Annotated in this window: 9 protein-coding genes; 2 read left to right on the top strand and 7 right to left on the bottom strand. The window is 49.1% G+C overall.

Annotated elements, in window-relative coordinates; all coding sequences use genetic code 11:
- Positions 1–23: 23 nt before the first annotated feature.
- On the bottom strand, positions 24–2066 hold the full coding sequence (gene prlC / locus GMA8713_RS18165; protein ID WP_062712901.1) for an oligopeptidase A: 2043 nt from the start codon (positions 2064–2066) through the stop codon (positions 24–26).
- A 132-nt stretch (positions 2067–2198) separates the two neighbouring features.
- Between prlC and GMA8713_RS18160 the strand changes: the two genes are divergently transcribed.
- Both GMA8713_RS18160 and gorA read left to right on the top strand, forming a co-directional pair.
- Positions 2199–3038: a 23S rRNA (adenine(2030)-N(6))-methyltransferase RlmJ gene (locus GMA8713_RS18160; RefSeq protein ID WP_062712936.1), complete on the top strand. Its 840-nt coding sequence runs from the start codon at positions 2199–2201 to the stop codon at positions 3036–3038.
- An 89-nt stretch (positions 3039–3127) separates the two neighbouring features.
- On the top strand, positions 3128–4483 hold the full coding sequence (gorA, locus tag GMA8713_RS18155; protein WP_062712899.1) for a glutathione-disulfide reductase: 1356 nt from the start codon (positions 3128–3130) through the stop codon (positions 4481–4483).
- Between the two features lie 45 nt (positions 4484–4528).
- Here gorA and GMA8713_RS18150 read toward each other — a convergent pair whose 3' ends face one another.
- The 6 genes from GMA8713_RS18150 to GMA8713_RS18125 all read right to left on the bottom strand — a co-directional run bounded on the left by GMA8713_RS18150 (position 4529) and on the right by GMA8713_RS18125 (position 11824).
- Entirely contained in the window at positions 4529–5293 is a 765-nt protein-coding gene (locus GMA8713_RS18150; protein WP_062712897.1) for an SPOR domain-containing protein, read from the bottom strand.
- Positions 5294–5434: 141 nt separating this feature from the next.
- Positions 5435–6238, bottom strand: coding sequence for an SPOR domain-containing protein (locus tag GMA8713_RS18145; RefSeq protein WP_062712895.1), 804 nt, complete (start codon positions 6236–6238; stop codon positions 5435–5437).
- Positions 6239–6353: 115 nt separating this feature from the next.
- Positions 6354–7295 carry an ABC transporter permease gene (locus GMA8713_RS18140; RefSeq protein ID WP_062712893.1) on the bottom strand — a complete coding sequence of 314 codons (942 nt, stop codon included), beginning with the start codon at positions 7293–7295 and terminating at the stop codon, positions 6354–6356.
- A 2-nt stretch (positions 7296–7297) separates the two neighbouring features.
- Positions 7298–8275 (bottom strand): ABC transporter permease, encoded by a 978-nt coding sequence (locus GMA8713_RS18135; protein ID WP_062712891.1) that lies wholly within the window; start codon positions 8273–8275, stop codon positions 7298–7300.
- 179 nt (positions 8276–8454) lie between these two features.
- Positions 8455–10008, bottom strand: coding sequence for an ABC transporter substrate-binding protein (locus GMA8713_RS18130; protein WP_062712889.1), 1554 nt, complete (start codon positions 10006–10008; stop codon positions 8455–8457).
- 109 nt (positions 10009–10117) lie between these two features.
- Positions 10118–11824 (bottom strand): dipeptide ABC transporter ATP-binding protein, encoded by a 1707-nt coding sequence (locus GMA8713_RS18125; protein WP_062712887.1) that lies wholly within the window; start codon positions 11822–11824, stop codon positions 10118–10120.
- Positions 11825–12633: the final 809 nt, after the last annotated feature.

Raw genomic sequence — 12633 nt, 5'->3', positions numbered from 1 at the left:
TTTTTGGGTTTTGTGCTGGGGAGTTAAACGCCAATCCCGCTGTGGCGCAGCAGTGCATCCGGTGATGGCTCGCGGCCACGGAAGCGCTTGAACAGCTCCATTGGCTCTTCACTGCCGCCGCGCTCAAGGATGTTCTCAAGGAACGACTGGCCAGTTTCCGTGTTGAAGATGCCATCTTCTTCAAAGCGGCTGAACGCGTCTGAAGACAGCACTTCCGCCCACAGATAGCTGTAGTAACCCGCACTGTAGCCACCCGCAAAGATGTGGCTGAACGAGTGTGGGAATCCATTCCAGTCTGGAGACGGCACAACCGCGACCTGGCTCTTCACTTCTGCCAGCGTTTCCAGCACTTTCGCACCTTCTTCCGCGTCGAAACGGGTAAACAGGGTGAAGTCGAACAAGCCAAACTCCAACTGGCGCAACATGCCCATGGCAGAGTTGTAGTTCTTCGCCGCCAGCATTTTGTCCAGCATCTCTTTTGGCAGTGGCTCGCCAGTCTCATAGTGGCCGGAGATAAACGCCAGCGCGTCTTCTTCCCAGCACCAGTTTTCGAGGAACTGACTTGGCAACTCAACCGCATCCCATGGCACACCGTTGATGCCAGATACCGACGACACATCGACCTTGGTCAGCATGTGGTGGATACCATGACCAAACTCGTGGAACAGCGTCACCACTTCATCATGGGTAAACAGCGCGGGTTTACCACCGATTGGCTTGTTGAAGTTACAGGTTAGGTAAGCGACCGGGCTTTGCAGATCGCCGGATTCAGTCACTCGACGCACGCGGCACTCGTCCATCCACGCGCCGCCACGTTTGTGTTCACGGGCATAGAGGTCGAGATAGAAGCTGCCACGCAGTTCGCCTTTCGCATCGAAGATATCGTAGAAAGAAACGGACTCATGCCATACGTCCACGCCGTCACGACGTTTAACGTCCATACCGAACACACGCTTCAGCACTTCGAAAAGACCGGCAACCGCTTTGTCTTCCGGGAAGTAAGGACGCAACTCTTCATCAGAAATGCTGTATTGATGCTGCTTGAGTTTCTCGGCGTAGTAACCCACATCCCAAGGCTCAAGCGTTTCCACACCAAAGTTGTCTTTGGCGAATTGCTTGAGGGTATCGAATTCTTTTAGGCCCTGCGGGCGTGCTTTTTCCACCAGCTCGTTCAGGAAGGTCAGTACCTGATCGGTAGACGCCGCCATTTTGGTTGCCAGCGACAGTTCACTGTAAGTGGCAAAGCCTAGCAGCCGGGAAATCTCACTTTTCAGCAGCAGGGTTTCATTGATGAGGTTGGTGTTGTCCCACTTACCTGCATTTGGACCACGGTCAGACGCTCGGGTAGTGTACGCCTCGTACATTTCTGCACGAAGCTCACGGTTGTCACAGTACGTCATGACTGGCAGGTAAGACGGGATGTCCAACGTCAGCACATAGCCTTCAAGCTCTTTGCTTTCAGCCTGCGCTTTAGCCGCAGCAAGCGCAGATTCAGGCATGCCCGCCAGCGCGTTTTCGTCGGTCACATGCTTGGACCAACCCATGGTGGCGTCGAGCACATTGTTTGAGAAAGTCGACGACAGCTCAGACAGTCGCTTGCTGATCTCACCAAAGCGGTGCTGCTCTTTAGGTGGCAGTGCAATACCGGAAAGCTCGAAATCGCGCAGAGAGTCGGTAATGGTCTTCTGTTGTGCCGGTGTCAGTGAGTCAAAATCATCACGCGCTTTGATCGCCTTATAAGCATCATAAAGCGGCTTGTGCTGCCCAACCCAGGTTGAGTAGTCAGACAACATAGGAAGGCAGGCTTCATACGCCTCACGTAATTCCTGACTGTTCACCACCGCATTCATATGGCCTATCGGTGACCAAATGCGGCTTAGTCTGTCGTCGCTCTCTGCCAGCGGTGCACAGATAGTGTCCCAGCTTGGATCTGTGTTGTTTTCCAAAACCGCTTCAATCGCAGCGCGGCAATCAGCAATCGCCTGCTCGACGGCAGGTTGCACGTGCTCAGGTTTGATTTGAGAAAAAGGAGGCAAATCGTTAAACGACAGCAGCGGGTTGGACATAATGAGTTCCTTCATAATATTCAGTCTTAGTATTTATGAAGGCAATTAAGCGGCTTTTCAATGCTGAGGCTGGATCCATCCCTCCAATAAGCGATAATGCTCGACACTTTTTTATTTTCACCGGATATCGACATGCTCAGTTACCGCCACAGCTTCCATGCTGGCAACCATGCTGATGTGCTCAAACACATAGTTCAAAGCCTCATTATTGAATCGCTCAAGCAAAAAGACAAAGCCTTTGTCTACCACGACACCCACAGCGGTGCGGGTCGCTACGATTTGTCTGACGAGCGCGCTGAGAAAACCGGTGAATACAAAGAAGGCATTGGCTTGATTTGGGAATGCGACGATGCCCCTGAAGCGATCAAACCGTATCTTGATACTATTCGCGCACTGAATCAGAGCAACAAACTGCGTTACTACCCAGGCTCACCGAAAGTCGGCCACAGCCTGCTGCGTGAACAGGATCGCGCTATTTTCACAGAGCTTCATCCTAGCGACTTCCCTCTCCTGCTTCAGGAGTTTCGCGGTGACCGTCAGGTAAAAATGTACAAGGAAGACGGTTACGCGCGCCTTAAAGCCAGCCTGCCTCCAAAAGAGCGACGCGGAGTGGTGTTGATTGACCCACCTTACGAGCTCAAGCACGAATATCAGGACGTGGTAGATGCGATTGATGAGAGCGTGAAGCGCTGGGCAACTGGCACCTATGCGATTTGGTATCCGGTGGTTTACCGCAAAAATATCGATCTCATTACTAAAGGTCTGGAAAAGCTCGGCATCCGAAAAATCCTGCAAATCGAACTGGGTGTAGCGGAAGACAGTGAAGAGCGCGGTATGACAGCGTCCGGCATGATTGTGATTAATCCGCCATGGACGCTGGAAGCACAGATGAAAGAAATTCTACCTTGGCTGCAAAGTAAAATTGTACCCGAGACAGGCCACCAATTTGTACAATGGGTAGTGCCTGAATAACATACGGATCTTGAAAGGTCTGATATTATCAGGGGATGCTAATACTTCCCCGCTCAACGGGATTTAAGAATAACCAAACGGAGAAACTCATGGCCAAGCATTTTGATTATATTTGTATCGGCGGCGGCAGTGGCGGTATCGCATCTGCAAACCGTGCGGCAATGTACGGTGCAAAAGTTGCGGTGATAGAAGCACGCCATCTTGGCGGCACTTGCGTAAACGTCGGCTGCGTTCCTAAAAAAGTGATGTGGCATGGTGCACAAGTCGCCGAAGCGATAAAAATGTATGGTCCCGATTACGGCTTTGATACAACGCTAAATCAATTTAACTGGGGCAAACTGGTTGAAAACCGTGAAGCCTACATTGGCCGCATCCACACCTCTTATGAAAACGTGTTGGGCAAGAACAAAATCGAAGTGATTGAAGGCTTCGGTAAGTTTGTTGACGCAAAGACCGTAGAAGTGAATGGTGAGCATTACACCGCAGACAATATCCTGATTGCTGTTGGCGGCTCACCAACCATCCCAAATATTCCAGGCGCAGAGTACGGCATCGATTCAAATGGCTTCTTTGATTTGAGCGAGCAGCCAAAGCGCGTTGCGGTTGTTGGTGCAGGTTACATCGCAGTCGAAATCGCCGGTGTATTAAATGCAATGGGCACTGATACTCATCTATTTGTGCGTAAAGAATCGCCTCTGCGCAGCTTCGACCCAATGATCATCGATACCATCGTTGAAGTAATGGAACAAGAAGGGCCAGCGCTTCACACCAACTCCATTCCAAAGGAAGTGGCCAAAGAATCTGATGGCTCACTGACCCTGCATTTTGAAAGTGGCGAAACACACAACACTGATCTACTTATCTGGGCAATCGGCCGTCATCCAGTCACCGAGAAAATCAATCTGGCGGCAGCAGGTGTTGAAACCAATGACGGCGGTTACATCAAGGTGGATGAGTACCAGAATACCAGCGTACCGGGCATCTATTGTGTGGGCGATATTATGGAAGGCGGTGTCGAGCTCACGCCAGTCGCTGTTAAAGCCGGTCGCCAACTGTCAGAGCGCCTATTCAATGGTAAAGCCGATGCCAAAATGGATTATAACCTGATCCCAACCGTGGTCTTCAGTCACCCACCAATCGGTACTATCGGCCTCACTGAAGGCCAAGCTATAGCAAAGTATGGCGAAGAAAATGTGAAGGTATATAGCTCGAGCTTCACCGCGATGTATACCGCTGTGACTCAGCATCGCCAACCATCAAGAATGAAGTTGGTGTGTGCAGGTGAAAAAGAAACTGTCGTTGGATTGCATGCTATCGGTTTTGCCGTGGACGAAATGATCCAAGGCTTTGGCGTTGCGATGAAGATGGGCGCCACCAAAGCAGATTTCGACAGTGTTGTGGCGATCCACCCAACGGGTTCCGAGGAGTTTGTTACTATGCGTTGATCGCAAACGCCTCAAAAGAGCCTCGCCGTTGCGGGGCTTTTTTTGTTATTCACACAACACATTCAGCGTCAGCGTATCTGATATCGCTAAGAACGACATATCCAGCTTGATATCGTAAACATGTCCATTGCTGAGCCAATAGGGATAGAGATCTGGTAGTGCATCTGCGCCCTGTTGCTTTAATAATGCTTTTCTGATGCTTCGTTCCGTGACTAACGTCCGGCCTGCCTGACGACACGCATTATTGGCATCCTGATAGGTGGCACGCCACCAGTCGTGGCGATTAACGGTATAACGGGCATCCATTCCCTGTGGCTTTGGTGTCCATAGGCCTAACACTTGTTCTTGTTGCCGTACAACACTGCTTTTTGAGGCTCGCGAGGAATGGTTTGGTAGCTGTTTTTGCTTACTGGCTTTAAGCCCCACTTGGCGGATAAATGCGTCGGCCGTTTCCGGGTGAGTCCGAAATTTATCTCTTACATTAATCGCTTCACCAAACGACGCGAACGGACCTGCTAAACAACGGTATTGATCGCCTTCTTTACGATACAGTGCTCCATTGGCCACCTCTCCCTTTTCGGGCAGTTCAGCATAAATGCCGCACTGCACCCATAATGCACCTTTCTTGGCGGGCTTTCGACCCCATAGTCCGTCACCGATAGGGCAGCTTTCATCAACGATTTTGTAGCCTTCAGCCGATGTTGAGCCCAGGCAAAGCCCATTATTATTAGAAAGGGCAAACGCAGATGAACTGGGAAGAAGAATACTCAAAAGAAAGATATTCAGAATGGAGAACCTGCGGGAACGCATGAATGATAGCCTTTTACTGCCGTACAACGAAAACGTGTGCTTTCGTGCCCATTTTACGAGGCGAACGCTTCGAGAAGGGATTTAGCGTCTGTTTCTACAGCAGGATTCACAACTCTGGGAGATTGGCGCTATTTCATGGAGTTAAGGTTCGCACAATACCAACAAAGCAGACTCAATGGTAAGAGGCATGGAGATACCCATGACCACGTCAAACGCACGCATCTCAGCCACCCAATAAGGCAAGCGACTCGGGTAGGTGTTTTTCCAGTCGGACGTTGATGACAGAGCTTTCAGCTTAGCCTCTGACACCAACTGCATTCCATCTTGGTGACACACCTGATTCGCTTGTTTGAGCGTGGCGCGCCACCAGGTGTTTTGTTTGTCACTGTAGTGCGGCTCACCGATTTCCGGCATCGGGCTTTTCAGTTCACCAACATCGATGTAGCGTCGCAACTTTTGGGCGGGTTTTGCGATTTTCTGAGCAGTCGTTTTCTTCTTATGCTTATCGGATTGACTAACCTTGGCTGCTTGCTCAGTAAGGGATACGTCACGAATAAACGCAGAAGCAAATACTTTCCGCTGCGTCATAACGTCCTTGACGATTGCAGCTTCAGAGTAGCGCTCAAAGGGACCAACTAGACAGCGGTATTTATCGCCTTCCTGTCGGAGTACTAGCTTGTCCTGCATAAGCACGGCTTCGATTTCTTTTGCAAACCAAGGTTTAGGTAATTGGCTGACCACCCCGCATTGCACCCAAAACCTACCTTCGTCCTTGAGCGGTCGTTTTGACCAGAGCCCTGCACCAACCTCACAGCTTTGCTCCATGACTTGCCACCCCTGCCTTTCAACAGACGAGCATGCATCAGCGGCCTTAGCCTTTGCTGAAGACCAGGAAAGAACGCCAAGCAATGAGATAACTAAAATGCTGAAAAACCTTAAAAGCATTGCACCACATCCCGTCAGGAGTTTATGTAGTTCAGATAGTTAGCCTAGCGCGAAACGAGCGAAATAACGAATAAATTGCAGAAAAGGCAGCGTGATGCTGCCTTTTCTCATTCCGTTAACCTTTGTAGATTTTCGGGTTGAAGACATCGCGCAACCAGTCACCTAGAAGGTTGATGACCAGCACTAACGCAACCAGCACAATACCTGGGAAGGCGGTGATCCACCAAGCACCCGAGAAGATGTAGGTGAAGCCGATACTGATCAGCGACCCCAGCGATGGTTTATCTACAGGCATCCCCAATCCAAGGAAGGAGAGCGCCGCTTCCGACATAATGGCATTAGCCACCTGTACCGTACAAATCACCAAAATTGGCGACAAGCAATTAGGTAGAATATGCCTGAACATGATGCGTGGCGCTTTAAAGCCCATGACTTGTGCCGCCTCAACATACTCTTTTTTCTTCTCAGCAAGCACTGATGCTCGTATGGTCCTGGCATATTGTGGCCACTCGGCGATACCAATAATGACTACCAGCATCAAAATGGCGTACTCACTGTAGAAATCGTTGCCAAAACTGGCTTTGAAAATCGCCGATACAATGATTGCCACCATCATGGTAGAGAAAGAAAGTTGCACATCAGCAATACGCATCAGGAAGCTATCGATACGGCCACCGAAGTAACCGGCACTCAAACCAATCACAATGCCCAACAGCAACTGCAACGCAACTGCACCAAGGCCAATCATCAGAGAAATACGCAGGCCATAGAGAATGGTTGAGAGGATATCTCGTCCCTGGTTGTCCGTACCCAGCAAAAAGCGCTCATCTCCCGACTCCAGCCAATTAGGTGGAAGTTCAGAGTCCATAATATCGATGGAAGCCAAGTCATAAGGATCGCTTGGCGCAATGAATGGCGCAAAAACTGCAGCTAGTACAAACGATAAAAATACGGCAAAGCTGAACATCGCCACTTTGTCGCGTTTGAAGAAGTAGAAAAAGTCTGATTCTAAAAATTGCTGCCAGCGCGAAGGCACATTGGTATTCACATTGGTCATAATTATGCCCCCTTGCCTGTCAGGTTAACCGTTGGATTGATCAGGCCATACAACAAGTCCACTAGCGTATTAGTGACTACGAACAGCAAACCGACAAAAATGACATACGCGGTGATGAGCGGCGTGTCGACACGATTAATGGCTTCGAGGAACAGAAAACCGGTACCTGGCCACTGGAATACTTTTTCCGTCAAAATGGTGTAGGCCACCATGGTACCTATTTGAACACCACCCACCGTCACGACGGGCAGCATGGTATTTTTCAGAGCATGTTTGTACTGCACGGTTCTTTCCGGCAAGCCTTTGGCGCGGGCAAACTTCACGTATTCGGTGCTCAACGCTTCCAGCATTTCAGAACGCACCAAGCGGATAAACAGCGGCAACATAATGGAAGACAGCGCAATACTTGGAAGAATCAGGTGTGAAAGCCCATCTAATGACAGGAAGCCTGTCTCCCACCCTAATACATTGACCGTATCACCGCGTCCAAATGAGGGCAGCCAGCCAAGCTCGATGGAGAATATATACATCAGCATGATGGCAGTCAGAAACACAGGTATCGAGATACCGATGCTGCTTCCCGCCATAATCATCTTGGTAAAGACGCTATTCGGGTGAATCGCGGAGTAAACGCCGAGCGGTATGGAGAACACGACGATGATAATGGTCGCCCCAATCACCAACTCTAAGGTGGCAACGAGTTTGTCGAGAATGACGTCTACCGCAGGTCGTTTAAAGAAATATGAGGTACCCAAATCACCTTGCAGCGCATTGCCGACAAAACGTGAGTACTTTTCGATGAAAGGGTCGTTCAATCCAAGCTCATCGCGTAGGGCTTGTCTTTCTGACTCTGATACAGACTGACCCACCATTTCACGCAACGGATCGCCAAGGTTATCCTGGATGGCAAATGCCACCAGACTGATCACAAACATCACTATCACCGCCTGAAACAGGCGCTTGACGAGAAAGGTAAACATTCCTAGCCCCTTCACTTTCCTTGAAGATTTTTGCTTTAAAATCTTTCAGTAGGGCTTTCCTTTCCTACTGAAAGAAACGGCCTGATCCATCCCATAGGTGGTCATAAAGGCCGTTTCCATTTTACGTTTTTTTATCCGCCGGATATGAGGAATACCCGGCGGAAAAGCGGTCGACGGTTTTACTTAACGACCAGATCACCGAAGTAAGGGAAGTTCATCCCGTTGATGATTGGACCAATTTCTACGTTTTCTTTCGCTGCCCAGGAAGGATCTTGCCAGTGCAGAGGAACGAACGCCGCATCGTTGTAGAGGATTTCCTCTACTTTCTTCAGCATCGCGTTACGCTTGGTCAGGTCAGTTTCTTTGTTCGCTTCATTAACCAGTTTGTCTACTTCAGCGTTGCTGTAGTGACCACAGTTGTACTGACCTTTACCAGTGTCAGCATTGCGGGTCATCGCCAGGAACTCGGTGAAGTTTGCGGAATCTTCCGTATCCGGGTGCCAGCCGATCATCATCATATCAGCTGCACACTTGTCGAACTCAGGCCAGTATTGCGCTTTTGGCATGGTTTTCAGGTCAACATCGATGCCGATTTTTGACAACATCGCCGCCGTAGCTTGTGCAATCTTGTCATCATTCACATAGCGGTTGTTTGGCGCCATCATGGTCAGTTTGAACCCATCACCATAGCCCGCTTCTTCCATCAACTGTTTCGCTTTTTTCAGATCGTAACGAGGTTTCAGATTCTCGTTGTAACCGGCATAGCCTGGAGGGCTCTGCTGAGCAGAAGCTGTCGCCGCGCCTTTCATGACTTTCTTCGCGATACCTTCGTTGTTTACTGCATAAACGATAGCCTGACGCACGCGTGCATCTTTAAGCGCTGGGTTACTGTTTTGGTTCATTTGGAAGGTAATGATACGAGTACCTGGCATGGTGAACAGATCAACACCTTTCGCGTTTTCAATGCGCTTATAATCGTTCGGTGAAACCGGCGCAATCATATCAACATCACCAGAAAGCATTGCTGCCACGCGAGTCGCGTCCTCTTTGATTGGCACTAGAGTCAGCTTATCAACGTTACCGCCAGATGCCTTGTCCCAGTAGTCAGCAAATCGCTCAAACTCAACCTTTACACCCTGCTCACGGGATTTCACGACGAATGGGCCGGTGCCGGAAATGTTAGTAGATGCGAAAGAGTTACCGTGCTTCACCAATTCAGCTTTGTCTTTGCCTTCTGCTGTGGTGCCCGTGTAGAACTTGCTGTCCATCGGGAAAATGTAGGTAGCAACGTTTTCAATCAGCGGATAAGTGCCGTCAGTTTTGATTTCTACTGTGTAGTCATCCACTTTGGTCAGAGATACCAGCGGTGCAAAAATACCCTTGAAGTCTGGCGAGGACTTCAGGCGGTCAAATGTCCAAACTACGTCATCGGCCGTCATATCATTGCCGGAGTGGAACTTTACGCCTTTGCGCAGATTAAAGCGCATAGTTTCGTTATCAACACGCTCCCAAGACTCTGCAAGGCGTGGTTCAAATCCCATCGACTGGCTAAAGCGGACAAGTGGGTCCAAGACCATGTGGGATAATTGAAGGGTACCGCCAGAGAGCTGCTCATGGGGGTCAAGTGACACTGGGTCGGCTGCGTAAGCAACAGTAATATCTGCCGCAGAAACAGCAAAGCTCATGCCTGCCGCCATTATCGCGAGCGCGATTTTACTTTTGAAGGTTTTCATTGCATGACTCCTTATGCTGGGAACTAGGGCTCCCGTTATGTTGTGTATTGCAAATTGGAACCACCAACGAACACAACATTATCCTCTCGTTGATGGTGAAACTAGTCTATTACACCGAGATAGCACTCATACCTTTGAATTCAGGCATCAAAGAAATCAACTGCTTGCTGTATTCATGCTGAGGCAATTTGAATAGCGCTTCCGTTTGCGCTACTTCAAGTAAAGTACCTTTTTGCATCACGCCAATGCGGTCACACATTTGTCTTATCACCGGCAAATCGTGACTGATAAACAGCATGGTCAAGTTCAATTCCTGCTGCAGATCTTTCAAAAGATTCAGGATTTGCGCTTGTACCGATACATCCAATGCTGATGTCGGCTCATCACAAATCAAAAGGCGTGGACGGGTTGCCAGTGCACGCGCGATAGAAATACGCTGGCGCTGACCACCTGAGAATTCATGGGGATATTTGATACCGCTTCCTCTGCCAAGACCGACGTGATCGAGCAGATCTCCGACAATTTGGCGGATCTGGTTTTCATTAGCCAGTTTGTGAAAACGGATAGGCTCGGCGATGATATCCTGCACTTTCATGCGCGGATTCATCGAAGAGTAAGGATTTTGGAATACCATCTGCATTTGACGACGCATCGGGCGACGCTGCGCTTCATTTTTCAAAGAGGTCAGATCGATGCCTTCAAACCACACTTTACCGGAGTTAGGTGGATAAAGACCGGCAATCACACGGGCAATGGTTGACTTGCCTGAGCCGGACTCGCCCACGAGACCAAACGTTTCGCCTTCATGGACTTCAAAACTCACATTATTAGACGCTTGCACGTATTCGCGGCGACTTTCGAAGAAAGAGTCCTTGGTAACAAAGCGCAGATTCACGTTCTCGACTCTCAGCAATGAGCCCGTATATTCGCGCTCGTCCTGGCTTTGTCCCAGCCAATGAGTTTTTACATCCAGCGGCTTCATCTCCACCGCTTCTTCGATGTAACTCACGAGCGGAAATCGATCAAGCTTGATGTCAGAGCGCGGAACAGCAGAAATCAGGCTGCGGCTATATGGATGTTCCGGGTTGTTAAGCACTTTGGCGGTTTCACCAAATTCCACCAAATCACCACGGTACATGACTGCGATTTTGTCAGTTACGTTGGAAACGACACCCATGTCGTGAGTCACTAACATACAACCCACGTTCTTCTCAACACATAGGGTACGGATAAGGTTTAAGATCTGATCCTGAATCGACACATCCAGCGCAGTGGTAGGCTCATCAGCAATAATGAGATCTGGCTCTCCCGCCAATGCAATAGCGATAACTACCCGCTGGCGCATACCACCCGAGAATTGGTGAGGATACTGTTTAATACGATTGTGGGCTTCGGGGATACCCACTTGCTCCATCAGCGCCAAAGCACGCTGCTTGGCCTCTTCTTCACTGACGTTAAGATTAACGGTGATGGTTTCGACCAGTTGCTGCTCAACAGTGAATAGCGGATTGAGTGACGTCATTGGATCTTGAAAGATAAATCCAATTCTTGCGCCGCGATAGCGACGAATTTGATCGGGAGTCAGCCTAGAGATTTTCTCGCCATCAAGGAATACTTCGCCACTGGCAACATGCCCGGGAGGACTCAACAAGTCAATGACGGCATTGCCTACCGTCGACTTCCCTGCACCAGATTCGCCAACCACACCAACTATCTCTCCCCTTTCGATAGAAAAGGAGAGATCTTTCACTGCTGCAAACACACCGTGACGAGATGGATACTCGATACGGAGGTTTTTCACTTCCAATAATGCCATTGACCAGACCCTTGGTACTGCACAATTCCGTGCCTGCCGGAAAACAATCCCTGTTTAACATCAACAAAACAGGCTAAATAAGCGCATTACAATCTGGCAAATGTTTTACTAGAAATCAACACGATGAAACTATTTGCCATAACAAGCGAATTTTCTCGAATAAATATTCATTAATATAAAATCACCAGACAAACATAAATGCGATAATTAGACCTTACTTTACGTGCACTTACCAAGCTAAAGGCAGTATTCCAATCAAGAAATTACAGAAGGTACCCGGATGGCTAGCTATGCAACCAGTAACAAAGAAAATGTAACAATTCACACGTTTCAGAGATGAATCACGCTCACATTTAAATCAAGAGTGTGAAGGAAACCAAAAAAAGAGCCGCACTTCTGACCAGAATTTAAAGTTAGTTGACGCGAATAAGACCACTTAATGTCCTGAGAATGGAGACTCGCGCTTAAATCAAGCCCTCTTCCCCCACAAACATGAGCTAATAGAAATCTAATACTGATATGTTTACGTCTTAATAGATGTATAGAAAATAGAACAGAATCGGAAAGGCCCGCTAGGGTGTATGTGTTCTCTGAATACGGTCGATGAAGACGGATTCGATGGGATTAGTATTCCAGCGGGGCTTCTTCAAAATGGTTCGACACTTCGACCCAACCATGGGTGGAACAACCCAAACATCAGATATGAAAAAGCCCGCTCGATTGAGCGGGCTCTCTAAATATGGTCGGTGAAGAGGGGGTCGTACGGGGCGGCCTTCCGCACCCGACCCAACATGCTGTAAGCATGTGTC

The organism is Grimontia marina (assembly GCF_900060185.1).
Lineage (GTDB): Bacteria > Pseudomonadota > Gammaproteobacteria > Enterobacterales > Vibrionaceae > Enterovibrio > Enterovibrio marinus.
Note: the sequence above shows the minus strand (reverse complement) of the source record. Positions and strands in the feature narration are given on the sequence as shown.